We start from the raw sequence: 23,548 nt of genomic DNA, 5'->3' as shown, positions 1-23,548 counted from the left end.
TGAGGCCACGCATGACGACCGTTTTCCATCGCGCCCCGCGCGCCACCTTGCCCGTTGCCGTCGCAGGCGACGGCATCGAGATCATCGATTCGACCGGCAAACGCTATATCGACGCGTGCGGCGGGGCGGCCGTATCGTGTCTCGGCCACAGCAACCCGCGCGTGATCGACGCGATCAAGCGGCAGGTGCAGCAACTGCCGTACGCGCATACGTCGTTCTTCACGACCGACGTGGCCGAGGAACTGGCCGACCGGCTCGTCGATGCCGCGCCGGCCGGGCTCGAGCACGTGTACTTCGTGTCGGGCGGTTCCGAGGCGATCGAGGCCGCGCTGAAGCTCGCGCGCCAGTATTTCGTCGAGAAGGGCGAGCCGCAGCGGCGTCATTTCATCGCCCGCCGCCAGAGCTATCACGGCAACACGCTCGGCGCGCTCGCGATCGGCGGCAACGCGTGGCGGCGCGAGCCGTTCCTGCCGCTGCTGATCGAGGCGCATCACGTGAGCCCGTGCTATGCGTACCGCGACCAGTTGGCGGGCGAAACCGACGAAGCGTATGCGCAGCGCCTCGCGGACGAGCTCGAACGCAAGATCGTCGAACTCGGTGCGGAAAACGTCGCGGCGTTCGTCGCGGAAACGGTGGTGGGCGCCACGGCCGGCGCGGTGCCGCCGGTGCGTACCTACCTGAAGAAGATTCGCGCGGTGTGCGACAAGTACGGCGTGCTGCTGATTCTCGACGAGATCATGTCGGGGATGGGGCGCACGGGCTACCTGTATGCGTGCGACGAAGACGGCGTCGCGCCCGATCTGCTGACGATCGCGAAAGGGCTCGGCGCGGGCTACCAGCCGATCGGCGCGACGCTGGTGAGCGACCGCATCTACCGGACGATCGTCGACGGTTCGGGCTTCTTCCAGCACGGTCACACCTACCTCGGCCATGCGACGGCGTGCGCGGCCGCGCTCGAAGTGCAGCGCGTGATCGCGGAAGAGAAGCTGCTCGACAACGTGAAGGTGCGCGGCGAGCAGTTGCGTGCGTCGTTGCGCGAGCACTACGGCGCGCATCCGCACGTCGGCGACGTGCGTGGCCGCGGGCTGTTCGTCGGCGTCGAGCTCGTGCGCGATCGCGACACCAAGGCCACGTTCGATCCCGCGCTGAAGCTGCATGCGGCGGTCAAGCGCGAAGCGATGCAGCGCGGGTTGATGGTGTATCCGATGGGTGGCACGATCGACGGCGTGCACGGCGATCACATCCTGGTCGCGCCGCCGTTCGTCTGCACCGCGCAGCAGATCGACACGATCGTCGAACGGCTGTCCGGCGCGATCGGCGCGGCGCTCGCGTCGGCCGGCGCATGAACCTCGATCTCGGCGAATTTGCACCATGACGAACAGACTGCCTCCTTTCGATCCCGCATCGGCCACCGACGAACAGAAGGCCGTGCTCGCCGACATCCTCAGCGGCCCGCGCGGCAACCTGAACGGGCCGTTCCTCGGCTGGATCGCGAGCCCCGAACTGGCCCAGCACGCGCAGAAGCTCGGCGCGTTCTGCCGCTACCGCACGGGGCTGCCGCTGCGCCTGTCGGAGCTCGCGATTCTCGTGACGGCCGCGCGTTGGCGCTCGCAGGCCGAGTGGCACATCCATCATCCGATCGCGCTCGATGCCGGCTTGCCGGCGGCAACCGCCGACGCGATCCGGCTTGGCGTCGCGCCGCCCTTCGAATCGGACGACGACGCGCTGATCCATGCGTTCGCCACCGAGCTGTACGACACGCGCCGCGTGAGCGATGCGACGTTCGCACGTGCCGAGGCGCGCTTCGGCCACGAGACCGTGGTGAACCTCGTCGCGCTGCTCGGCTATTACGCGCTCGTCGCGATGACGCTCAACACGTTCGGTATGCGCGCAGACGGACAAACTGATTTGCCGTTTCCGGAATAATCGCCGCCTGTGCGTGCGTCGGCGGCATGCCGCGTGCGCGTGAAGATTGCCCGAAAAGCCCGTCAACGCGGGCTTTTCGGCGTTTGAGCCTCGGTCGACCGACGTTCGCGGCGTGTCGTCCCGCTGCCCGTCGTTCCGCCTGCGCGTCGATGCAGGAAATTTTCCCCGTCTTTAGAATTTCGCCAAAAGAACCACGGGGGAAATATCGATGCGCTGGGTCCTGCTGATCGTGTTCATTGCGTGTGTCGTGTACACGCATCGGCGCGGCAAGGTTCGGCACCGGTTGTTCAGGCAACTATCCGACCACTCGACCTTTACCGCACCGCTGAACTGCTTTTCGTACGCGTTCTCGTCGGTGCCGACCACGCCGTTTCTCGACACGGATCGCTTTCCGGAGCTGGCGGTGCTGCAGCGCGAATGGCGCACGTTTCGCCGCGAAGCGCTCGCGTTGCGCGACGCGAGCCGGATCAAGGCGTCCGGCGAGTACAACGACATCGGCTTCAATTCATTCTTTCGTCACGGCTGGAAGCGTTTCTACCTGAAGTGGTACGACGCGCCGCATCCGTCCGCGCAGGCGTTGTGCCCGCGCTCGGTCGAGATCCTGTCGCGGATTCCGTCGATCAAGGCGGCGATGTTCGCGCAGTTGCCGCCGGGCGGCAAGCTCGGGCTGCATCGCGATCCGTATGCGGGCTCGCTGCGCTACCACCTCGGGCTCGATACGCCGAACGACGACGCGTGCCGGATCGTCGTCGACGGCGAGTCGTATGCATGGCGCGACGGCGAAGCCGTGATGTTCGACGAGACGTACCTGCACTGGGCCGAAAACCGCACCGCGCACGATCGCGTGATCCTGTTCTGCGACATCGATCGCCCGATGAAATATCGCTGGGCGCAGCGCGTCAACGATGCATTCGGGCAACTGCTGATGCGCGCGGCGGCGTCGCCGAACGAAACCGGCGATCGCACGGGCGGGCTCAATCGTGCGTTCAGGTACCTGTATGCGATTCGCCGCGCCGGCAAGCGATTGAAGGCGTGGAATCGCACCGTGTATTACGTCGTCAAGTGGCTGCTGTTCGGCGGGATCGCGGTCGCGATCTTCTGCATCTGACGGGCGAAGGAGGGCGGTATTTTTCTCGTCCGACGATAGTGCGGCGCGGCATCGCCGGGGCCGACGGCGCGCCACCGTGATCAATGCAACCAAATGTATTCATGCGGGATCAACGGACGTCGGCCGCGTATCATGGCTTGTTCACGTGGATATGATCGGTGAGCAAGCATGACAAGTACCCGTAAAACCATGATGATCGCCGGCGGGCTTCTGGTGGCCGCGGCCGGCTCCGCGTACGTGATGCTCCTGCGCGCGGATCACCGTGCGATCGAAGATGCCGGCATCGGCGATTCGTCCGCGCCGGTTGCCGCGGCGCCCGCGGGCAACGATCACGCGGTGCAGGGCGCGATCGCGCCGCCGGCACCGGCCGCCGCGACGACGCCGAAACTGGCGGCTGCCGCGCCGCCTCCGTCCGCGCCCACACCCGCGCCGGCCGCCCCCGCGCGCGTCGGTGCTGCGCCGGCGATTCCGGTCGTCAGCGACAAGCCGCAACCGGTAACGAAGCCGGTCGCACCGCCGCCGAAGGTCCACGTCGTGACGGTCGACGAGCACGATTCGACCCCATCGGCGCAGGTCCCGGCTTCGCCTCCGGCCCCCGCCCCGGGCCCGGCCGCCAAACGCGCTCAGTCAGCTGCGCCCGCGCAGGTCACGCAACGCGCGCCGCGCAAGCGCGACGGCCTCGAACGCCACGCCGCCGCCGCGCCGCCGGTCGTGACGAAATCCGAAACACCGGAGACGGCCGCGCTCGTCAGGGAATCGGCGAAGCTCGACCCGTCGTTGCCGCCGCCGTCGATGTCGCCGGTATCCTCGATGCCGGCGAGCACCGGTTCGTACCGGCAGGGCGGTTCGTCGTCCGGCGCGAATCCGGTGGCGGCCGCGATGACCGAGCAACTGGTCAGGCAATCGAGCAGTTTCAAGTCGACGGCGCCTGCGCCGGCGGACGGCGGCCCGACCGCGACCAAGTAAGCGCGATCGGCGTCGGCATAAAAAGGACCCCGCACGCCGACCAAGGCATGCGGGGCCAAGAGAGACAAACTTTGATGTCGTCGGGCTGACGCGCGTCAGGCGGCGACCGCTTCTTCGGCCTTCGGCTGAGCGGTTGCCGTCGGCGCCACGTCCTGGCGGATCAGGTGATCGAACGCGCCGAGCGACGCCTTCGCACCTTCACCGACCGCGATCACGATCTGCTTGAACGGCACCGTCGTCACGTCGCCGGCCGCGAACACGCCCGGCACCGACGTCGCACCGCGCGCATCGACGACGATCTCGCCGTGCTTCGACAGTTCGACCGTGCCCTTCAGCCATTCGGTGTTCGGCACGAGGCCGATCTGCACGAACACGCCTTCGAGTTCGATGCGCTGCGTGTCGCCCGAGCGCAGATCCTTGTAGACGAGCCCATTCAGCTTGCTGCCGTCGCCGGTCAGTTCGGTCGTCTGCGCCTGCGTGACGATCGTCACGTTCGGCAGGCTGCGCAGCTTGCGTTGCAGCACTTCGTCCGCGCGCAGTTGCACACCGTATTCGATCAGCGTGACTTCCTTCACGATGCCCGCGAGGTCGATCGCGGCTTCGACGCCCGAGTTGCCGCCGCCGACCACCGCGACGCGCTTGCCCTTGAACAGCGGGCCATCGCAGTGCGGGCAGTACGCGACCCCGCGGTTGCGGTATTCGCGCTCGCCGGGCACGTTGATTTCGCGCCAGCGTGCGCCGGTCGCGAGGACGATCGTCTTCGCCTTCAGCACCGCGCCGTTCGCGAGGCGGATCTGGTGCACGTCGCCCGGAATCAGCGCGTCGGCGCGCTGCACGTCCATGATGTCGACGTCGTACTGCTTCACGTGCTGTTCGAGTGCGGTCGCGAATTTCGGTCCTTCGGTTTCCTGTACCGACACGAAATTCTCGATCGCCATCGTGTCCAGCACCTGGCCGCCGAAACGCTCGGCGACCACGCCCGTCGCGATGCCCTTGCGTGCCGAGTAGATCGCCGCGGCCGCGCCTGCCGGGCCGCCGCCGACGATCAGCGTGTCGAACACCGGCTTGTTTTGGAGCGACTTCGCCGCGCGTTCGCCGGCGCCCGTATCGAGCTTCGCGAGGATTTCCTTCACGCTGCTGCGGCCCTGGCCGAACGACGCGCCGTTCAGGAACATCGTCGGCACGGCCATGATCTGGCGCGACTCGACTTCATCCTGGAACAGCGCACCGTCGATCGCGACGTGGCGGATGCGCGGGTTGATCAGCGACATCACGTTCAGCGCCTGCACGACTTCCGGGCAGTTCTGGCACGACAGCGAGAAATACGTTTCGAATGCGTAGTCGCCGTCGAGCGCGCGAATCTGTTCGATCACGTCGTCGTCGAGCTTGATCGGATGGCCGCCCGTCTGCAGCAGCGCGAGGACGAGCGACGTGAATTCATGGCCCATCGGAATGCCGGCGAAACGGATGCCGGCCGGCTTGCCGGGCTCGCCGATCGAGAACGACGGCTTGCGCTCGGCGTCGTCGCGGCGTTCGATCACGGTCACGCGATCCGTCAGCGACGCAATCTCGGTCAGCAGCGCCAGCAGTTCCTGCGATTTCGCGCCGTCGTCGAGCGAGGCGACGAGTTCGATCGGGCGCGTGATTTTTTCGAGGTACGCTTTGAGTTGGTTCTTGAGATTGGCGTCGAGCATGGCGTTTCGGATTCCGTATTGATAATTCTGGTCGGGCACGTCGTGCCGGAGGAGGGCGCGGGCCGCGCGATGCGGCGGCCCGCCGTCGCGCGCCTCGTGCGAGGCGCGCGGCGCGATCGTCAGATCTTGCCGATCAGGTCGAGCGACGGGGTCAGCGTTTCCGCGCCCGGCGTCCACTTGGCCGGGCACACTTCACCCGGGTGCGCCGCGATGTATTGCGCCGCCTGGACCTTGCGCAGCAGTTCGCCCGCGTCGCGGCCGATACCGTTGTCGTGGATTTCGCACAGCTTGATCTCGCCTTCCGGGTTGATCACGAACGTGCCGCGCAGCGCCATCCCTTCTTCCTCGATCAGCACGTCGAAGTTGCGCGACAGCGTGAGCGTCGGGTCGCCGATCATCGGGTACTTGATCTTGCCGATCGTGTCCGACGTGTCGTGCCATGCCTTGTGCGTGAAGTGCGTGTCGGTCGACACGCCGTAGATTTCGACACCCAGCTTCTGGAATTCCGCGTAGCGGTCGGCGAGGTCGCCCAGTTCGGTCGGGCAGACGAACGTGAAGTCGGCCGGGTAGAACACGACGACGGACCACTTGCCCTTGAAGTTCTCTTCCGAAACGGGCACGAATTCGCCGTTGTGGTAAGCGGTTGCCTTGAACGGCTTGATTTGGGTGTTGATGATCGGCATCTGGACAATTCCTTTTCGTCAGGGGTGAGTGGAGTGTTGCCAGTATCCGGGTTCACCCTGAAGTTGTGAAATTGCTTGTTTCAATCCGCGGCATCGGGATTTTCTATCTGCTTCCGGCCCTTGATTGCATGGGCTTTCACCACGCCGAGCGCAGTCTCTCCAGATCGACGACCGCGCGGCCGTTCCATAGACCGAAAACATCGTCAGCAAGTGTCATCGCGTGCTGCGCGAGATACGCATCGATTGCATCGCGGATGATCTCGGCCGGGGAACTGCCATTGATCGCCGCGATGATGGTCAGTGCCGCATGCCGGTCATCCGACAGATCGACGGGAACTCTGGTCATTGCAACCTCCGTTATACGACCCGCCCATCCTGACTGTCCGGCAAGAAAAGGGCAAGGTCGCGGCATGTCCGGATGTGAGTGCCGCTTTCCTGACGAGCCGGCCGACAGCGTAGCGGCGGCCCGGCCTGCTCAAATCCCCGCCATCTTCCGCAACCACGCCGCCAGCCGTCGCGCCCCGTCCGGCAGGTCCGCGTCCTCGCGCGTGCACAGGTAGTAGTCGCGCCCGTCGTCAAGCGCGCGATCGAACAGTTGCACGAGTTCGCCGTTCGCCAGTTCGCGCTGGACCAGCGGCGCGCGCAGCAACGCGGCGCCGAGATCCGCGCGGGCGGCGCTCAGCGTGAGCTGGCCATCCTCGAACATCGGTCCCACCGCGTGCGATACGTGCCGCACGCCGGCGCCCTGCAGCCAGTTGACCCACGTGCTGCGATCCTCGTCGTGCACGAGCGGTGCGCGCGCGAGATCGGCCGGCGTGCGGAACGGCCCGTGACGCTTCAGGAACGACGGGCTGCACATCGGCACCATCGCGCCCGGCAGCAGCCGCTCGCAGCGGTAGCCGGGCCAGTCGCCGGTGCCGAAGCGGATCGACAGGTCCGACGCATCGCTTCGGTAGTTGCGGTGATGCGCGTACAGCACCGTGACGTCGACATCGGTGTTGTCGGCCAGGAACGCGTGGAGCCGGGGAATGAACCAGCCGATGCCGAGCAGCGGAATCAGGCTGACGGTGATCTGTCGCAGCGACGAACGGTCGCGCACGAAGCGCGTCGCGCTGCGCAGCACCGAGAACGCCGCGCTGATCGACCGGTAGTAGTCGCGCCCCTCGTCGGTGAGCACGAGCAGACGGCCTTCGCGTACCGTCAGCGGCGTCTGGATGAACGCTTCGAGCAGTTGCAGCTGATGGCTGACCGCCGACGGCGTGATGTCGAGTTCGCCCGCCGCCGCGGTGACCGAGCCCAGACGCGCAAATGCTTCGAACGCACGCACCGCGCGCAGCGGCGGATCGTGCGGCAATTGTTCGATATTTTTCATGTATCGAATTTTATCGAAAAGTCAGGGTAAGCGACAACACGAAAATATCCTGTATTTACAGGGATGTGCGCTAATGTGTCGGGAACGGCATAAGCATCCAACAATTGGGTATTTGGGGATTGGGTGTCGAATATTTAATATTTTTCATGTTTTTTTTGATTCGACGGATCGCCCCCGCACATGAAAATCGCTTTCCTCTCCGCCAGCGTCGCCTTCTCGGCGGCCGCCCTGGTCGCCTCCGTTCCCGCGTTCGCCCAGTCCGCTCCACGGACGGTCCTGATCGGTCTCGCCGCGCCGCTCACCGGCCCGTCCGCACGGATCGGCAAGGATCTGCAGAACGGCGCGCAACTCGCGATCGACGACGCGAACGCGAAGCATCCGACCATCGGCGGCCAGCCGGTCGTCTACAAGCTCGTCGCGGCCGACGACCAGTCCGACCCGCGCACGGCCGTCGCGGTCGCGCAGCAACTCGTCGACCAGCACGTGATCGGCGTCGTCGGTCACTGGAACACGGGCTGCAGCGTGCCGGCGTCGCGCGTGTACCGCGACGCGGGCATCCCGCAGATCGCGCCGGCCTCCACCGGCCATCAATACACGCAGCAGGGCTACGCGACGGCGTTCCGCATCATGGGGCACGACGATGCGGGCGGCAACTTCACCGGCGCGTATGCGGTGAAGACGCTGAAGGCGAAGCGCATCGCGGTGATCGACGATCGCACGTCGTTCGGCGCGGGGCTGGCCGACCAGTTCATCAAGGGCGTGCAGGCGAATGGCGGCACGATCGTCGACCGTCAGTACGTGAACGACAAGACGACCGATTTCAGCGGCGTGCTGACCGCGATCAAGGGCAAGCGCGCGGATCTCGTGTTCTTCGGTGGCCTCGACGCGCAAGCCGCGCCGATCGCGCGCCGGATGCGCCAGCTCGGCGTGAACGCGCCGCTGCTCGGTGCGGGCGGCTTCGTGAGCCAGACCTTCCTGTCGCTCGCCGGCAAGGACGGCGACGGCGTGACGGCGCTCGAGCCCGGCTTGCCGCTCGACCGGATGCCGGGCGGCAAGGCGTTCGACACGCAATACCAGGCCCGCTTTCACGCGCCGATCGAACTGCATGCGCCGTTCGCGTACGACGCCGCCGCCACGCTGATCGCGGCCGCGCAGAAGGCCGGCACGACCCAGCCGGCGAAGCTGGTCGCGGCCGTGCGCGCGATCGAGCGGCCCGGCGTGACGGGGCGCATCGCGTTCGACACCGAAGGCAACCTGAAGGACCCGGCCTTCACGATCTATCAGGTGCGCGGCGGCAAGTGGGCCGTCGTCGACGTGCTCGGCGGCTCGCGTACCGCAGCCAAGTAACCGCAAAACGACCAGGACGATCCCCATGACCGAAGCGAACCCGACATCCGCCGCCGCACCCGAGGACCCGCGCCTCGGCATCCTCGCGCGGCGCCGCATCGAAGCGGAAATCATCAAGCCGATCTACGAGATCATGAAGCGCGAGTTCGGCGCCGAGCGCGCGCAGGCCGTGATCGCGGAAGCCGTGCGCGGCGCGGCCGTCGACGCGGGCCGTAGGTTCGCCGCGCAGGAGCCGCACGGCACGAGCGTGAAGTCGTTCATCGCGCTGCAGGTGCTGTGGGAGAAGGACGATGCGCTCGACGTCGAAGTCCGGCGCGCGGACGACACGCACTACGACTACGACGTGCATCGCTGCAGCTACGCGGAGATGTATCACGCGATGGGGCTCGGCGAGATCGGGCACCTGCTGAGCTGCGCGCGCGACAGCTATTTCATCCAGGGCTATGCGCCGGACATCGCGCTCACGCGCACGAGCACGATCATGCAGGGCGGCCGGCGCTGCGACTTCCGCTATGCGCTGCAAAGCGCGCCGGAGCACGGCGATGCGTGACGCGACCGTAACCCTGCCGCGCGTCGACGGCGAGCGTCTGTGGGCATCGCTCGAACGGATGGCGCAGATCGGCGCGACGCCGAAGGGCGGCGTTTGCCGTCTCGCGCTGACCGATCTCGACCGCGAGTCGCGCGATCTGTTCGTGCAGTGGGCGCGCGACGCCGGCTGCACGGTGCGCGTCGACCGGATGGGCAACGTGTTCGCGCGCCGCGCGGGCCGCAATCCCGACGCCGCACCGGTGATGACGGGCTCGCACGCCGATTCGCAGCCGACCGGCGGCCGCTACGACGGCATCTACGGCGTGCTCGGCGGCCTCGAAGTCGTGCGCGCGCTGAACGACGCGGGGATCGAGACCGAGCGCCCGGTCGACGTCGTGATCTGGACCAACGAGGAAGGCTCGCGCTTCGCGCCGGCGATGGTGTCGGCCGGCGTGTTCTCGGGCGTCTATACGCTCGAATACGGACTGTCGCGCACCGACGGCGCCGGCCGGACGATCGGCGAGGAGCTCGAACGGATCGGCTATGCGGGCACGGAGCCGGTCGGCGGCTATCCGGTGCACGCGGCGTACGAACTGCATATCGAGCAGGGCGCGATTCTCGAGCGGGCCGGCAAGACAATCGGCGTCGTGACCGCCGGGCAGGGGCAGCGCTGGTACGAGGTGACGCTCACCGGTGTCGACGCGCACGCGGGCACGACGCCGATGGCGTTCCGTCGCGACGCGCTGGTCGGCGCGGCGCGGATGATCTCGTTCGTCGAAGTGCTCGGGCGCCGCTACGCACCGGATGCGCGCGCAACGGTCGGGATGATCGAAGCGCGGCCGAATTCGCGCAACACGGTGCCGGGAGGCTGCTTCTTCACGGTCGAATTCCGCCACCCCGACGATGCGGTGCTCGACGAACTCGACGCGGCGCTGCGCGCGGAACTCGCGCGCGTGGCCGACGAAACCGGCCTCGGCGCGCAGATCGAGCAGATTTTCACGTACGCGCCGATACCGTTCGCGCCGCGCTGCGTCGACACGGTGCGCGACGCGGCCCGTGCGCTCGGGCTGTCGCACATGGACATCGTGTCCGGCGCGGGCCATGATGCGTGCTATGTCGCGCGTGTCGCGCCGACCGGCATGATCTTCGTGCCGTGCGTCGACGGGCTCAGCCACAACGAGGCCGAAGCGATTACGCCGGAATGGGCGACGGCCGGCGCCGACGTGCTGTTGCACGTGGTGCTGAAGAGCGCGCAGGAAGCGTAGGCGCGGCGGGCGGGTAAGCCGGCGCGCGGCTTACTTGCCGGCCTTGCGGCGCGCCATATACCCCAGATACGCGACGATCTCGTCGAGCTCTCGGTCGCTCAACTGATCGGGCGGAAACGCCGGCATGCTGCGGCCCGGCCAGTCGCGCACCGACGCCGGGTTGCGGATGTAGCGGCGCAGCGCGGCAGGCTGGAAATAGTCGACCGGGTTCATCGGCGCGTTCAGATCCGGGCCGGCGTGGCTGCTGCCCGCGCCGTCGATGCGGTGACACGCGAGACATTGCGTGACGAACAGGTGCTGGCCCGCGCGCGCCGGGTCGTTCGCCGGCAACGCGGGATCGACGGCGAGCGACGGCCAGCGCGCGAGCGGCGACGATTCGATCGTGATGCGAACGATCTGGTATGGCCACTGCTCGCCGCGCACCGACGACGCGTCCGGCCCGAGCCAGACGAGATAGAACGGCCCCGCACTGACCTGCTTGCCGGGCAGCTTCGGCCACGGACGGGCCGGATCCTCGATCGCGAGCCACGGAATCGCGCCGGCCGGCGCGCGGCGGCGCACGAGATCGAGCGGCAGCTGCGCGGCGAAACCGTCGGCCGCGCGCGTTTCGAGCACGCCGGCGGCCGGCAGCGGCGTGTCGCCGAGCAGCGCGGCGAACGGCACCGCGCGGAACGTCATCGGCCGGCCGTACGCGATGTCGCGCGGCACGTGGATGTCGGTCGCGTCCGGACGCGCGAGCAACGTCTGTCGGGTGAGGGCGCGGGCGGTGCCGTCGGTGTCGAGTTCGAGCGTGGACTGGGCCGACGCGCGTTGCCCGAGCAGGCAAACCGTCAGCAGCACAAGCGAAAACCACTGGCGCTTCAGCATTCGTTCTCCGGGAAGGGGCGTTCCGGCGGCGGCAGGAGGCGGGACGCCGCGGCCGATGAAAGGAATCGGGCGACAGTCTATCCGGTACGAGCGGTGCTGGCGAATTCGGTGTGCAAAGGCGCGGCGGTCGTGCCCGAACAGGGCCGCGACAGCGCGCCCGGCGACTCGATCACTGATGAGCGACGTGTTGGCGTAACGCGGGGCGGACGGACGAAGGCGACGGGCAGGTGGCGACGCGCGGCCTGCCCGCGTTCGCGACAGCGCGTTATCGGCGTGCCGTCAGTGGCTCGAACACGACACTTCGTTCTTCGGCATCGGCGTACGCTGCGCCGGTTCGAAATCGGCTTCGCGTATCCCCGACGGCGTCAGCGATACGAAATGCATCGCCGCGCCTCGCGCCGGGAAACCGGCGACGCCGGTCGAGCCCCACGGAATCGGCGAGCGCTGCACGCCGCTTACCGCGATGTCCGCCGGCGCCAGCGCGAGCGTCAGCAGCCGCCCGTCGCGGGTCGGCACATACGCGTGCGTGCCGGCGACGCCGATGTCCGATTCGCGCACCGACGCGGGCAGGCAATCGAGCGTCGCCGTGCGACGGCCGTCCGGGGCGATCAGCATCGCGACGCCGCGATCGTCGGCGGTCGTCGTGACGACGAGGAAACGGTCGATCTCCGGCACGTAGGCGGCCGAATACACGTAGTACTGGATGGCGCCGTTCAGCGATCCGAGTTTTTCCAGCTTCGCGGTGACCGGATCGAACATCGCGTATTCGAGCGTCGCGTCCGTGCTGCCTTCGATGAACTTCTGCCATACGAGCAGCGCGTTGTGCGGCGAGCCCGCGATCACGGGCCACCACTCGCGGCGGCGCGGCGCGACCGCGACATGGTTCAGCACGCGCCCGGCCGCGTCGTAGGTTTTCAGGTAGACGCCGTTGCCGCTGCCGAGGTTGTCGACTCCGCCGCCGTTGACCCAGTCGGCCGAATAGAACACGACGAAACGGTCGGCGACCGTCGCGACATGCCCCGAATGGCCGCCCGATTCGACGTCGTTCGGGTAGGGCTTGATCGGCTTCAGGTCGCGGCGGTAGACGCCGTAGCGCTGGCTGACTTCCTGCGGCGCGTTCCAGCCGTCCTCGAACGTGACGAATATGTCGCCGTGCGCGTTCTGCGCGATCGAGACGGGTTCCTGCGCCTCGGGGCGGCTGATGAACGTGCGGACGTGCAGCACGCGCGGCTTGTCGGGCTGCCATTCGCCGACGTACACGTCATGCGGCCAGTTGCCGCTGCGCAGCGCCCCGCGCGGCACGATGCCCGAGCTGCTGAAGAACACCCAGCGTTTGCCGTCGCCGGCGTCGGCCACGCCGATGCCGTGCATGAAGCGCCGTGGGTCGCCGGTGTCCTGCGGCGACGGCGCGCTCGACACGGTGACCGTATGCACGGCCGGCGCGCCGGCGAGGGCCGCCGGCGCCGCGCCGATGCCGCCCGCGCCGCAAAGCGCGGCCGCGGCCAGCCGCACGGCCGCCCGTACCGGACGCGTTCGCCACATCATTCGACGGTCACCGATTTCGCGAGATTGCGCGGCTTGTCGACGTCGGCGCCGCGCGCGCAGCCGACGTGATACGCGAGCAGTTGCAGCGGAATCACGTTGACGATCGGCGACAGCAGGTCGCCCGATTCGCGCACGCGGATCACGTGCGTGTCGCGGTCGGCGTCGATTTCGAGCTGATTGCCGGCCAGCACATAGAGCCGGCCGCCGCGCGCGCGTACCTCGGCCATGTTGGATTTCAGCTTCTGGAACAGGCGATCGTCCGGCGCGATCGTGACCACCGGCATCGCGCTCGTGACGAGGGCGAGCGGGCCGTGCTTCAGCTCGCCGGCCGCATAGCCTTCCGCGTGGATGTACGACACCTCCTTGAGCTTCAGCGCGCCTTCCATCGCGATCGGACAATGGATGCCGCGCCCGAGGAACAGCGCGTTCTCGGTGCGGGCGAACTTCGCGGCCCAGCCCATGATCTGCGTTTCCAGCGCGAGCGCGTGGCCGATGCGCTCGGGCAGCGCGCGCAACTGCTTCAGGTGCGTCGCGACTTGCGTGGCGTCGAGCCGGCCGCGCAGTTGCGCGAGCGTCAGCGTCAGCACGAACAGCGCGACGAGCTGCGTGGTGAACGCCTTGGTCGACGCGACGCCGAGCTCGGTGCCGGCCCGCGTCAAAAACCGCAGCGGCGCGTTGCGCGCGATCGTGCTGGTCGCGACGTTGCAGATCGCCATCGACAGGTCCTGACCCATCGCGCGCGCCTGCTCGATCGCGCCGATGGTGTCGGCCGTTTCGCCCGACTGCGAGATGCCGACGACGAGCGTGCGCGGATCGGCCACGGTGTCGCGGTAGCGGAATTCGCTGGCGATCTCGACCTGCGCGGGCACGCCCGCGATGCTTTCGAGCCAGTACTTCGCGGTCAGGCCCGCGTAGTAACTGGTGCCGCAGCCGAGCAGCAGCACGCTTCTCACCCGCGACAGCAGGGCGCCCGTGCCTTCCGTCGCGTCGAACAGCGCCGGCGAGATCGTGTCGATGCCGTCGAGCGTGCTGGCGATCGCCTTCGGCTGCTCGAAGATTTCCTTCTGCATGAAGTGCTGGTACGGGCCGAGCGCCGCATCGTCCGCGCGTGCCTTCACTTCGCACAACGGGCGCCGCGCTTCCTGTCCGCCCGCATCGACCACGGCGATGCGCTCCGGCGTGATCAGCGCGACGTCGCCGTCCTCCAGGTACACGAAGCGGTCGGTCAGGTCGGCGAGCGCCGCGCAGTCGGACGCGAGGTAATTCTGCTTGGCGCCGATGCCGATCACGAGCGGCGAGCCGGCGCGCGCGGCGACGAGGCGCTGCGGCTCGCGCGCGCCGAGTACCGCGATCGCGTACGCGCCGTGCAGCCGTTTGACGGCGCGCACCACCGCGTCGAACAGGTCGTCGCGATAGAGGCTGTGGATCAGGTGCGCGATGACCTCGGTGTCGGTCTGCCCGCGGAACGTGTAGCCGCGTTCACGCAGCTCGGCGCGCAGCGCGTCGTGATTCTCGATGATCCCGTTGTGCACGACGGCGATCGTGTCGCCCGACATGATCGGGTGCGCGTTCATTTCCGACGGCGCGCCGTGCGTCGCCCAGCGCGTATGCGCGATGCAGGTCTGCGCTTCGAGGCCGAGCGTCAGCACGCGATCCTGCAGGTCCGTCACGCGTCGCAGCGTGCGTTCGCTGTGCAGGCGACCGTCGCCCTGCACGGCGATGCCGCACGAATCGTAGCCGCGATATTCGAGCCGGCTCAGCGCATTGACCAGTTGCGGCACCTGATTGTTCAGGCCGCTTGCTCCGACGATTCCGCACATGATTCACCTCGTCTCCAGGAAGTTGCCGGCCGGCGCGCGACGCGCGCCAGCACGATGCCGGAAGCGGTGCCACGCCGCGCGGCCAGGCGGCGCGAGCGGCGCGGCACGTCTCCGGCGATTCATTCGCGGGGCTGCGGGCCGGCGTGCGCGACCCATTCGATGCCCGAAATCGACCCGTTCGCATCGTGCGACGCGACGAGAATGCGCGTCGTGCGCCGCGCGCCGCGCCGGCGTGCGCTCGCGAACGCGGTCGGCGGCACCGAGCGCACCTTGACGCTGGCCGAGCGCCGCAGCATCTTCGATACGCGCAAGCGGTACGCGAGCGGATGCACGACGCGCCCCGCGATCAGCCACATGACGATCGTGCCGGCGATCAGCGCGATGCTCGTCACGTAGAACACGATCTGCTCGATCGGCATTTCGGCCTCGTTGAACGGTAACAGGTAGCGGTACGTGTAGATGCAGATCGATGCCCATACACCCCCGACCAGCGCGGGCCGCACGAGGCGGAACCACGCGACGAGCACGGGCCCGACGATGCCGCCGCGTTCGGCAATGATGTCGCGCGGGGCGCGCAGGGAAAGGTCAATAATCGGCGCGTTCTTCATGTTGAATGCCTCGGTCGGGACTGACCCAAACGGCGCGCTTGCCGCGGCCCCGCAGTACGACGGCGGGCAGGGCGACGACGGTGGTGATCATGCTGATCAGCCAGAACGCGACGGGGTACCAGATGGTGTCAAGGAAGTACATCAGGAGTTTCTCGTCGTATTGACGATCGATCATGCTGCCGATGATCAGTTGCAGGATGCAGGTCGCGACCAGCAGCATCCCGTGCCAGTGCGGCACCACGGACACATGCCAGTTCGGCGGAAGCGGGTAGACGACGTCGATCAGCGCGAGCAGCAGGATGAACGACATCGAGTACGCCCACGCGATGCCTATCAGGTATTCGGCGAACAGCGGCCACATCATCATCTGCGTGGGCCGCATCAGCGTGCCCGCGTACTTGAGCAGCACCTGGATGCCGCCCTTGGACCAGCGCAGCCGCTGCCGGTAGAGCCCCTTCACCGTCTCGGGCATCAGGATCCAGCTGAGCGCGTGCGGCTCGTACACGACGCGCCAGTCGCGGCACTGCAGCTTCCAGCTGATGTCGATGTCCTCGGTCAGCATGTCCGAGCTCCAGTAGCCGACGTCGGCGAGCGCGGTCTTGCGGAACATCGTGATCACGCCCGACACCGTGAAGATGCGGCCGTACACCTGCTGCGTGCGCTTGATCAGCCCCACGATCGACGAGAATTCGCCGACCTGCATGCGGCCGAGCAGCGACGTGCGCGTGCGGATGCGCGGGTTGCCGGTCACCGCGCCCACGCCCGGGTCGGTCAGGAAGTGCTCGAGCATCCAGCCGATCGCATCGTGCGCGAGCAGTGCGTCGCCGTCGATGCACAGCAGGTAGTCCGCGTTGGATACCGCGGCCGCGGTCGTGAGCCCGACCGCCTTGCCTTCGTTGCGCGCATGATGGATCACGAGCAGCCGCGGGATCTCGACGGCCAGCTCGTTGAGGATGTCGCCGGTGCGATCCTTGCTGCCGTCGTTGACCGCGATGATGTCGTAGTTCGGATACTGCATCCCGTTCAGATGGGCGATCACGCTGCGCGCGTTCGCGGCTTCGTTGAAGCAGGGCACGACGATCGAGACCTTCGGGATGCCGCTCGACGCGATCGTGCGCGTCGACAGCTCGCGGCCCTCCTCGAGCAGGAAGTAGTGCACGACACCGCCGATCATCCACAGATACGACATGAAGAACGGATAGTAGAAGACGAAATCCTGCAGGCGCTGGATGAGGCTGTGGGTGTTCATGGCGTCTTGGTTCCCGGCGATTGCTGCATCTGCATCAGCGCGTTGATCGAGGTGGGGTCGAGGCGCGACTTCAGCGACATCACGTCGCGCATCGCGTCGAGCTCCGGATGACCGTTCAGGAAGTTGTCGGGGTAGTAGCCGAAATTCACGGCGCCCTCGCTGCGCAGCCGCCGCATCTGCGCAAGCAGCGTGCTGGCCGGCACGTCCTTGCGCGCGTGCCAGTCGTATGACTGCAGTTCGAACACGGTGCGCTGCAGCCCGCGCTGCTTCGTGCGCACCGCCTTCACGAGCTGGTCCAGCCAGCCCTCCGGGTCCTTCGCCTGCTCCATGTACGGCATCGCCATCAGCGCGACGTAGTCGTAGGCGGCGAGGAAATCGTCGTAGTTCTGCGCATACCACGCTTCCGATTCGGGCTTGAGCACCGGCATCGCGAAGATGTTGCGCGAGGTCAGCACGTCGCCGACGTTCTGGTGGGCCAGCACGATCTGCTCGAGCTGCCGGGTCATGTCGATCAGGTAGCGCGTCTTCTGCCGTGTCCAGCGCTTCATCAGGTCGGGGTTCTCGCGGATCTTGCCGACGTCGGCCGGCAGCCCCCATTGCGCATAGGTGCGCAGCGCATGCCGGCTGGCATCCTCGTAGTCGTCGAGCACGGCGTCGTCGCTGAACAGGATGCCGCTGAACGACGCGTGCTTGCTGAGATCCTCGTAGATCTGCTGGATCATCAGACGCGCATCGGGATCGAACGGGCTCAGCCGGAACACCCGCGTGCCGTTCTCGCGGGCCGGCGCGCCGCCGTATGCGCTGACGGCCTCGAGCTTGCGCTGCTTGTCGGCCGGCGGCCGGAACGCGAGCACCGGCATCCACGCGTACACCTGCACGTTGGAGCGCGTGTTGAGCTGCCACGCGGCGCGCGAGAACAGGTCGGAGCGCATCGGCAGGTGCCGGTTCGGGAAATACACCGCTTCGGCCACGCCCGTGCCGTTCGGGTCCGCATACGCCTGCAGGTACACCGACTTCGGCTGCATCCGGTAGATGCGCTCGATCAGCTTGCCGAGATTCGCTTCCTGGCGCGCGGGATCGGGATCGTAGACCTGGTCGAGATCGACCTGCACGGTGCGCTCGGGCACATCGACGTCGCCGCGATTGGACGCCGGCTCGCGCATCGAGCGCTCGAAGCCGCCGATGTCGACGTCGTACATCATCAGGATCCGTCTCAGCCGGTCGAGCGGCACGTCCGGCGTATTCGGGCCGGCATCGAGGCTGAACTGGATGTCCATGCCGAGCGACGTCGATATCTGGCGCACGGGCTGGTTTTCCGCGCCGTATGGCCACACCATCGAGCGTGCGACGAGACCGGTGCGTTCGCGGATCTGCCGCACGCAGGTCTGCAGGTCGTCGTGCACGCGTGCGTGGAATTCGGCGTCGGTTTCATAGCGTTTCTGGTCCTGCAGGTAGAGATGCGACGTGGTCGCCGGCAATTCGTTGCCTTGCGGGTTCGCGACCGCGCCGTGATGGAGATTGTGGGTGTGGCAGCCGAGCTCGACGAATTCCGATTGCCCGAGCTTCTTCACCTCGTCCCACGACAGGAAGTAGTCGCGCGGCACCTGAACCTTGTCGCTGATGCGGATCGGCGTATCCGGCGGCGTGTCGATCCACGCGGTGACGAGGCCCATCACGGCCGGATACTTGAAGCGCTCGAGCAGCGGCAGCACCTTCGTGTAGTGGCTGCGGAAGCCGTCGTCGAACGTGAGCAGCACCGAGCGCGGCGGCAGCGGCTTGCCGCCGCGCCGCGACTCCTCGATCTGCTTGACCGTGATCGTGTGGTAGTTGTTGGTCTGCAGCCACGAGAAGATCGCGGTCAGCGTGCCGGTATCGACCGCGAACGGATCGATGATCGCGTTCGGCGTCGAAAACGACGCCATCAGGTTGTCGCGCACGTCGTGCATGCAGATCACGCGAAACGTCTTGCCGTCGGCCGGATCGGACGGCGGCAGCAGGTCGATCATCCTGGCGTTGGTCACGCCCGGAAACAGCGAACAGGCGGCAAACGTGCCGAGGCATCCGCACATGAAGGTCCGTCTGGATTGAAGCATTGCCCGATCTCCTTGCTAGAACGGCAGGTTGAGCGACAGGAAGCCGGTTTCGGAGCGCTCGCGCTGGCCGTCGTACGCGTGGCTGCTGACCTCGACGCCGTAGCTCAGCGTGATGTCGTGCTTGAACGTCCACGCATGCTCGAGACGCGCGCTCCACAGCGGGCTGGTGCCGAAGCCGCGCTCGTTGTACGCGCCGCCCGACACCGACAGGCGCTGTTGCAGCCCCGTGTCGCCCTTCTTCCACAGCGTCAGTTGATGCATGACGGTCGCCGCGGCCGCATAGTCGCGCCCGGGGCTGAAGTAGGGCGCGTCCCGGCGCGTGTTGCTGTCGGTACCGAGATTCAGCGAGACGTTGACAAGCTGGTTCGCGGACGTGTACACGCGCTGCGTGGCGGTCGCCGCGATTTCCTGGTGCAGGTTCGAATCGCTGTAGCGGCTCACGCCGTAGCTCAGCTTGACTTCGCGCCGGTCGTTCTGGCGATACACGACCTCGACGTTCGCGGAGCGGCCCCAGATGTGCGCGGCATACGCTTTCCACGGCAGCGAGTTGTCGTTGGTGTCGAGCCCGGCGCCGACCGTCCAGTAGTCGTTCAGTGCATACGCGATCGTCCCGCGGCCGCCGGTTCGGCCGTCCGAGCCCATCGAGCGCGTGACTTCGCCCAGCACCGTGAGCGGGCCGTGCCGGTAGTCGCCGCCAATGCCCGTGCGCGTGCGGCTGACTCTGCCGCCGTCGGTCTGCGCGAAACCGTAGAACGTGTGCGAAAACACGCGCCAGTTGTCGCCGAACGGTTGCGAATACACATAGCTGTCCGACGTGAAGCTGTTGTCGGCCAGCGCGCTGTTGCCGTGCTCGAAACTGAGGTCGGTCGTGAACACCGGGCTGCGGTATGCGTTGTAGTCGCGTTTGAAGCCGCGCACGGCGCCGCTATCGGGGAACGTGTTGCCCAGGGTCTGGTCGACGGTCTTCGCGGTCGCGTAGTCGTCCGCCGTGAGCGACGCGCGGCCGAGGCCCGCGAGCATCTCGACGCTGTCCGGGTGATCGGTCAGCGACGCGCGATACATCGAGATCGCCTGGCGCGGATGGGCCTGGCCGGACACCGCATCGGCGTGCGCGGCGCGGATCTCCGCGTTGAACGGCACCTGTTGCTCGAGCTGTTCGAGCGCGGCGATCCCTTCGTTGGCGTGACCCGTGAAGATCAGGTATTGCGCACGCAGCCGGTAGTAGCGCAGGTAGTCGCTTTCTCCCGGACCGACGTGGGTCACTTGCTTGGCCGGCGGCAGCGACTTCTCCATGTCGTCGAGCACCTGCTTCGCTTGCGCCGCGCGGCCCTGGTCGACGTACGACCAGAACAGCCCTTCCTGCAACTCGATCGGACGCGTACGCGAGCCGTACTGGAAGCCGCGCGTCGCGCGATCCGTCGGCGATGCGGTGGCCTGCTTCAGCGCGCGCGCATACACGGCGTTCGCCTTGGCCGGCTCGCTCAGATACAGATAGGCGTCGCCGACGGCCGCGAGCGCGTCGATCGAGATTTCCGCGTTGGACGGAATCGTCTCGAACGTCGCGACGGCCGTCTTCATGTCGCCGCGTGCCGCGAGGGCGACTACCCGGTCGCCCGCGAGCGCGGTGCGCACCGGCGTGTACTCCGGCGTGGCCGGTATCCGCTTGTCGAGGTCGTCGGCCGCGCGCAGCGCGCTGTCGATTCCGTCGAAGCGGTCCGAACTCGTCATCGAACGCGACTTGTCGCGTCCGCCGCGCACCTGCTGGCGAATCGACAGTTCTTCCAGTTGCGCGATGTCGACGGCGGAGAAGGCGTCGGGGCGAGCCTTCGCTTCATCGAGCGCCTTGACCGCGCCGCCGCTGGCCGCGAGGCCGAACACGTCGTTGCGCACCGTCGCGACATCGGCCGTGCGCAGATTCGGCGCTTGTGCATTCGGTGCTTCGACGTCGGGCCCCTGCGATCGTTGGGTCGGCTCGCCGGGGAGCTGCGCACCGGGCGACTGTGAAGTCGGTTGTGGGGACGACGGCGGTGCGGTGCCGGACGGCTGGGTCACGGGCGCGGGCGCATTCGGCATCGGCGTGCCGGATGCCTGAGCGGTGAGCGTCGGCGTAGCGGGCGTAGCCGGCGGTGCAGCGGTCGCGGTCTGGGTGAGCTGCTGCGGTGCATCCGACTTTCGCTCGCGCGGCGCAGACGTATCGGGCGGCGAAGTGTCGAATGCCTGGGCCAGCAGCATCGGCGCGTTCGACGCAGGCTCGACCGCTGCGGCGGCATTCGACGAGGTCGGCGCCTGCACCGCGGCGCTCGGTTGCGCGGTATCCGGGTCCACCACGACCGTGGTCGGCATCGCCGGGTTCGATCCCTGCGCGCTCTGCATCGACGCATCCGAGGCCCGAGCGATCGGCGTCGGCGCGTAAGGGGGCTGCGCGGCCTGCGTCGCCGCGCCCGTCGGCTGCAGGTCGGGCGGCAGCGCATCCGGCGTGCCGCGGGAACCGGCGATTTCGCTCGCGCTGCGCGGCTCCGCGTCGCCTTCGGCGGCAAGGCACGAGCCGGACGCGACGAGCAGGCACAGCAGCGGCGCATGCAGGAGGATCCGCCGATTCGGCGGAGCGACGGTGGTGCATTGTTGTCGACGATTGTTGGCCACGGTGTGTCCTCACTTTGAAACGATCACATCGGTTGCACGCCCGACGACGCGCGTCGCCGGTCGTCGCATCGCCGGGCCGCGAGGCCAGGCGTTGTCCGACCGGTTCACAGGCGGTTGCGGATCGCTTGTCCAAGCAGCGCGCGCGATTCGCTGTTCTTCGGGTCGATGGCGAGTGCACGGCTCGCGTTTTGCTCTACACAACTCCATTCGTCGATCCGTGCGCACCAGCGCGCCTTGGCCAGAGCGCGGGCGCCTTCCAGCTCGTCGTGCGTGACGCTGGTGGCCTCCATGTGCGACGTGTCGGCGATATACGACTGCGGTTGCTGTTTCGGTACGGGGTCCGGATGTTTTCTCGTGCGCGCCAGCGTTTGCGAACGTGACGTCCGGTGCGCATCGCCCGGGCGCGCCGTACGGCTGCCGGTCGACGCGGCGTGCGGGTCGGCCGCGAGCTTCGTCGCCGGCAGATGCGCGCGGCGCGGGTGTTTCGGTTCGGAACGGGCCGTCGTAGCCGGCGGCGCGGCCGGTTCGACCGCGGCCGACATGGCAGGCGCAGCCGAGGCGGACGGCGGAACCGGCCCGGCCTGCGCGAGCGTCGACGTCGAGCCGGCGGTCGCCGCCGGGCCGGACGCACCGCCGGTCGCGGCGACGATGAGCTTGCGGTACTTGCCGACGGCGGTTCCGATCACGCCGGCGATATCGTGCGTCACGCTCGCATGGCCGACCCTCGCGTCTCGCTCGACATACGCGAAAGCGCCGAAGATCGCGGCAAACGCGGCGATGCTGAGCGCCGCATTCTTTCCGGGACCCCACGAGGGCTTCGGCTCACGGACAGGCGAGTCGTCCGGTCGTTCTGCACGGGGCATTCAAGACTCCTTGATTCGATGCGTTCCACGAATGACGCGATCGAAGCGGGGCGACGCGACGCTCACCATCGCAACTGCGTCGTGAGCGTGCCCGTCTCGACGATCGCGAACTGGGTTGCTCCCTGATAGGTCCCTTCGACCCGATAGCTCGCATCGGGCACGCTGAACAGGCAGCGCGATCCCGATGCGTTGAATTCGACGAGCACGCGCCCATGCCGGCGCAGGCGCACCTGCACGTTGGAGAGCGGCTGCCCGGTGTTTCCGGACACGAAAGACACGCCCAGGTTGTACGGGCGGCCGTCGGGGGGCAGCGGCGCGGTACCGTCGATCCGCGCATCGCCGCAGATATACGAAATCACGTACCGGTTTGCTCCCGGACCGGACGCCGGCGGCGCCGAGGTCGCCGGTGTCTGTGCCATGGCGTTCATGCAGAGCGTGGAGAGCACGACGCTCAGAAAAGGGCGAGCATGCTGTCGAAGCGAGGGTGACATTGCAATCTCCCGTCCGGAGTCGATGACGTGCACCGACCCCGAGTCGAATTTGCCAACGTTCTTTTTGCGACACGCTATTGATACACGATGGTTTTTGAACCAACAACCGCGTGTGGCCCGAATGGGACGAGGGTAAAAGGTCCTATCTAAATAGGATAAGAAGGGATTGGTGAGGATCGCTTATTGCTGAATAAAGTCGATATTGCCGAACATGAAAATTGCTCGTCGGTAGCGATGATCGAGCACGCTTTGAATCACGTCGGAGGTATCGACGTTCGTGCCGAAAAATAACGACTGATAAAAGAAACTATTGCACCCGGGATCGGCGCGAATCCATGAAAACAGGGCTTCGAATCGCACATCATGAAATGAGGGTGCGACATTTTTGGTTATTCCGATACTTACAGGTAAATCGAAACTTGTGTAACAAGGTATTTCTGTCCTGAAAATCGGCCTGAATATTCTTACTTAATACGGAAA

General features: G+C 67.1%; 20 protein-coding genes. 7 read left to right on the top strand and 13 right to left on the bottom strand.

Annotated features, from left to right (window positions below; all coding sequences use genetic code 11):
- Positions 1 to 11: 11 nt before the first annotated feature.
- The 4 genes from WS95_RS05380 (at position 12) to WS95_RS05365 (ending at position 4,000) form a co-directional block, all read left to right on the top strand.
- Positions 12 to 1,346: an aspartate aminotransferase family protein gene (locus WS95_RS05380; protein ID WP_059822666.1), complete on the top strand. Its 1,335-nt coding sequence runs from the start codon at positions 12 to 14 to the stop codon at positions 1,344 to 1,346.
- Between the two features lie 25 nt (positions 1,347 to 1,371).
- Positions 1,372 to 1,926, top strand: coding sequence for a carboxymuconolactone decarboxylase family protein (locus tag WS95_RS05375; protein ID WP_059822665.1), 555 nt, complete (start codon positions 1,372 to 1,374; stop codon positions 1,924 to 1,926).
- A 208-nt stretch (positions 1,927 to 2,134) separates the two neighbouring features.
- Positions 2,135 to 3,034 (top strand): lipid A hydroxylase LpxO, encoded by a 900-nt coding sequence (gene lpxO / locus WS95_RS05370; protein WP_059822663.1) that lies wholly within the window; start codon positions 2,135 to 2,137, stop codon positions 3,032 to 3,034.
- Positions 3,035 to 3,202: 168 nt separating this feature from the next.
- Positions 3,203 to 4,000 (top strand): hypothetical protein, encoded by a 798-nt coding sequence (locus tag WS95_RS05365; protein ID WP_059822662.1) that lies wholly within the window; start codon positions 3,203 to 3,205, stop codon positions 3,998 to 4,000.
- Between the two features lie 95 nt (positions 4,001 to 4,095).
- On the opposite strand, the gene ahpF is transcribed toward WS95_RS05365, so the two are convergent.
- The 4 genes from ahpF to WS95_RS05345 all read right to left on the bottom strand — a co-directional run bounded on the left by ahpF (position 4,096) and on the right by WS95_RS05345 (position 7,749).
- Positions 4,096 to 5,694: an alkyl hydroperoxide reductase subunit F gene (gene ahpF / locus WS95_RS05360; protein WP_059822660.1), complete on the bottom strand. Its 1,599-nt coding sequence runs from the start codon at positions 5,692 to 5,694 to the stop codon at positions 4,096 to 4,098.
- A 119-nt stretch (positions 5,695 to 5,813) separates the two neighbouring features.
- Positions 5,814 to 6,377 (bottom strand): alkyl hydroperoxide reductase subunit C, encoded by a 564-nt coding sequence (ahpC, locus tag WS95_RS05355; RefSeq protein WP_034179823.1) that lies wholly within the window; start codon positions 6,375 to 6,377, stop codon positions 5,814 to 5,816.
- A gap of 136 nt (positions 6,378 to 6,513) precedes the next feature.
- Complete coding sequence (locus tag WS95_RS05350; protein WP_059822659.1) at positions 6,514 to 6,723, bottom strand: CopG family transcriptional regulator; 210 nt, start codon at positions 6,721 to 6,723, stop codon at positions 6,514 to 6,516.
- A 129-nt stretch (positions 6,724 to 6,852) separates the two neighbouring features.
- The gene (locus WS95_RS05345; protein WP_034205068.1) at positions 6,853 to 7,749 is read right to left on the bottom strand and encodes a LysR substrate-binding domain-containing protein; all 897 of its coding nucleotides are present in this window, start codon (positions 7,747 to 7,749) and stop codon (positions 6,853 to 6,855) included.
- A 180-nt stretch (positions 7,750 to 7,929) separates the two neighbouring features.
- On the opposite strand from WS95_RS05345, the gene WS95_RS05340 reads away from it, so the two are divergent.
- The 3 genes from WS95_RS05340 to WS95_RS05330 are packed head-to-tail and all read left to right on the top strand — an operon-like array spanning position 7,930 to position 10,889.
- Positions 7,930 to 9,096, top strand: coding sequence for a branched-chain amino acid ABC transporter substrate-binding protein (locus tag WS95_RS05340; RefSeq protein WP_059822657.1), 1,167 nt, complete (start codon positions 7,930 to 7,932; stop codon positions 9,094 to 9,096).
- A gap of 25 nt (positions 9,097 to 9,121) precedes the next feature.
- On the top strand, positions 9,122 to 9,646 hold the full coding sequence (locus WS95_RS05335; RefSeq protein WP_059822656.1) for an L-2-amino-thiazoline-4-carboxylic acid hydrolase: 525 nt from the start codon (positions 9,122 to 9,124) through the stop codon (positions 9,644 to 9,646).
- Entirely contained in the window at positions 9,639 to 10,889 is a 1,251-nt protein-coding gene (locus tag WS95_RS05330; RefSeq protein WP_059822816.1) for a Zn-dependent hydrolase, read from the top strand. Before WS95_RS05335 ends, WS95_RS05330 begins: the two co-directional genes overlap by 8 nt.
- A gap of 30 nt (positions 10,890 to 10,919) precedes the next feature.
- Here WS95_RS05330 and WS95_RS05325 read toward each other — a convergent pair whose 3' ends face one another.
- The 9 genes from WS95_RS05325 to WS95_RS05285 form a co-directional block, all read right to left on the bottom strand.
- Positions 10,920 to 11,756 carry a c-type cytochrome gene (locus WS95_RS05325; RefSeq protein ID WP_059822654.1) on the bottom strand — a complete coding sequence of 279 codons (837 nt, stop codon included), beginning with the start codon at positions 11,754 to 11,756 and terminating at the stop codon, positions 10,920 to 10,922.
- A 279-nt stretch (positions 11,757 to 12,035) separates the two neighbouring features.
- Positions 12,036 to 13,301: a hypothetical protein gene (locus WS95_RS05320; protein ID WP_059822653.1), complete on the bottom strand. Its 1,266-nt coding sequence runs from the start codon at positions 13,299 to 13,301 to the stop codon at positions 12,036 to 12,038.
- Positions 13,298 to 15,121 carry a glutamine--fructose-6-phosphate transaminase (isomerizing) gene (gene glmS, locus WS95_RS05315; protein ID WP_059822651.1) on the bottom strand — a complete coding sequence of 608 codons (1,824 nt, stop codon included), beginning with the start codon at positions 15,119 to 15,121 and terminating at the stop codon, positions 13,298 to 13,300. The genes WS95_RS05320 and glmS overlap by 4 nt, the downstream gene beginning before the upstream one ends.
- Before the next feature lie 119 nt (positions 15,122 to 15,240).
- Positions 15,241 to 15,729, bottom strand: a complete 489-nt coding sequence (locus WS95_RS05310; RefSeq protein WP_034205062.1) for a biofilm PGA synthesis auxiliary protein PgaD — start codon at positions 15,727 to 15,729, stop codon at positions 15,241 to 15,243.
- Positions 15,707 to 16,978, bottom strand: coding sequence for a poly-beta-1,6-N-acetyl-D-glucosamine synthase (gene pgaC / locus WS95_RS05305; protein ID WP_034205061.1), 1,272 nt, complete (start codon positions 16,976 to 16,978; stop codon positions 15,707 to 15,709). The genes WS95_RS05310 and pgaC overlap by 23 nt, the downstream gene beginning before the upstream one ends.
- Positions 16,975 to 19,071 carry a poly-beta-1,6-N-acetyl-D-glucosamine N-deacetylase PgaB gene (pgaB, locus tag WS95_RS05300; protein WP_059822650.1) on the bottom strand — a complete coding sequence of 699 codons (2,097 nt, stop codon included), beginning with the start codon at positions 19,069 to 19,071 and terminating at the stop codon, positions 16,975 to 16,977. Before pgaB ends, pgaC begins: the two co-directional genes overlap by 4 nt.
- A 15-nt stretch (positions 19,072 to 19,086) precedes the next feature.
- Positions 19,087 to 21,714, bottom strand: coding sequence for a poly-beta-1,6 N-acetyl-D-glucosamine export porin PgaA (gene pgaA / locus WS95_RS05295; RefSeq protein ID WP_059822648.1), 2,628 nt, complete (start codon positions 21,712 to 21,714; stop codon positions 19,087 to 19,089).
- A gap of 104 nt (positions 21,715 to 21,818) precedes the next feature.
- Positions 21,819 to 22,577: a hypothetical protein gene (locus WS95_RS05290; RefSeq protein WP_059822647.1), complete on the bottom strand. Its 759-nt coding sequence runs from the start codon at positions 22,575 to 22,577 to the stop codon at positions 21,819 to 21,821.
- Positions 22,578 to 22,639: 62 nt separating this feature from the next.
- A complete protein-coding gene (locus tag WS95_RS05285) occupies positions 22,640 to 23,068 on the bottom strand; it encodes a hypothetical protein (protein WP_034205057.1) in 429 nt (142 codons plus the stop codon).
- Positions 23,069 to 23,548 lie beyond the last annotated feature (480 nt).

Origin of the sequence: Burkholderia sp. MSMB1826 (assembly GCF_001526325.1) — a bacterium.
Classification (GTDB): Bacteria; Pseudomonadota; Gammaproteobacteria; order Burkholderiales; family Burkholderiaceae; genus Burkholderia.
Note: the sequence above shows the minus strand (reverse complement) of the source record. Positions and strands in the feature narration are given on the sequence as shown.

What these genes read in the sequence shown, in the direction of transcription:
- lpxO (WP_059822663.1), top strand. Translation starts at nt 2,135, where the DNA reads ATGCGCTGGGTCCTGCTGATCGTGTTCATTGCGTGTGTCGTGTACACG.
- WS95_RS05335 (WP_059822656.1), top strand. Translation starts at nt 9,122, where the DNA reads ATGACCGAAGCGAACCCGACATCCGCCGCCGCACCCGAGGACCCGCGC.
- ahpF (WP_059822660.1), bottom strand. Translation starts at nt 5,694, where the DNA reads ATGCTCGACGCCAATCTCAAGAACCAACTCAAAGCGTACCTCGAAAAA.
- WS95_RS05330 (WP_059822816.1), top strand. Translation starts at nt 9,639, where the DNA reads ATGCGTGACGCGACCGTAACCCTGCCGCGCGTCGACGGCGAGCGTCTG.
- WS95_RS05375 (WP_059822665.1), top strand. Translation starts at nt 1,372, where the DNA reads ATGACGAACAGACTGCCTCCTTTCGATCCCGCATCGGCCACCGACGAA.
- WS95_RS05310 (WP_034205062.1), bottom strand. Translation starts at nt 15,729, where the DNA reads ATGAAGAACGCGCCGATTATTGACCTTTCCCTGCGCGCCCCGCGCGAC.
- pgaB (WP_059822650.1), bottom strand. Translation starts at nt 19,071, where the DNA reads ATGCTTCAATCCAGACGGACCTTCATGTGCGGATGCCTCGGCACGTTT.
- WS95_RS05285 (WP_034205057.1), bottom strand. Translation starts at nt 23,068, where the DNA reads ATGTCACCCTCGCTTCGACAGCATGCTCGCCCTTTTCTGAGCGTCGTG.
- pgaC (WP_034205061.1), bottom strand. Translation starts at nt 16,978, where the DNA reads ATGAACACCCACAGCCTCATCCAGCGCCTGCAGGATTTCGTCTTCTAC.
- WS95_RS05380 (WP_059822666.1), top strand. Translation starts at nt 12, where the DNA reads ATGACGACCGTTTTCCATCGCGCCCCGCGCGCCACCTTGCCCGTTGCC.
- WS95_RS05340 (WP_059822657.1), top strand. Translation starts at nt 7,930, where the DNA reads ATGAAAATCGCTTTCCTCTCCGCCAGCGTCGCCTTCTCGGCGGCCGCC.
- WS95_RS05345 (WP_034205068.1), bottom strand. Translation starts at nt 7,749, where the DNA reads ATGAAAAATATCGAACAATTGCCGCACGATCCGCCGCTGCGCGCGGTG.
- ahpC (WP_034179823.1), bottom strand. Translation starts at nt 6,377, where the DNA reads ATGCCGATCATCAACACCCAAATCAAGCCGTTCAAGGCAACCGCTTAC.
- WS95_RS05325 (WP_059822654.1), bottom strand. Translation starts at nt 11,756, where the DNA reads ATGCTGAAGCGCCAGTGGTTTTCGCTTGTGCTGCTGACGGTTTGCCTG.
- glmS (WP_059822651.1), bottom strand. Translation starts at nt 15,121, where the DNA reads ATGTGCGGAATCGTCGGAGCAAGCGGCCTGAACAATCAGGTGCCGCAA.
- WS95_RS05365 (WP_059822662.1), top strand. Translation starts at nt 3,203, where the DNA reads ATGACAAGTACCCGTAAAACCATGATGATCGCCGGCGGGCTTCTGGTG.
- WS95_RS05320 (WP_059822653.1), bottom strand. Translation starts at nt 13,301, where the DNA reads ATGATGTGGCGAACGCGTCCGGTACGGGCGGCCGTGCGGCTGGCCGCG.
- WS95_RS05350 (WP_059822659.1), bottom strand. Translation starts at nt 6,723, where the DNA reads ATGACCAGAGTTCCCGTCGATCTGTCGGATGACCGGCATGCGGCACTG.
- WS95_RS05290 (WP_059822647.1), bottom strand. Translation starts at nt 22,577, where the DNA reads ATGCCCCGTGCAGAACGACCGGACGACTCGCCTGTCCGTGAGCCGAAG.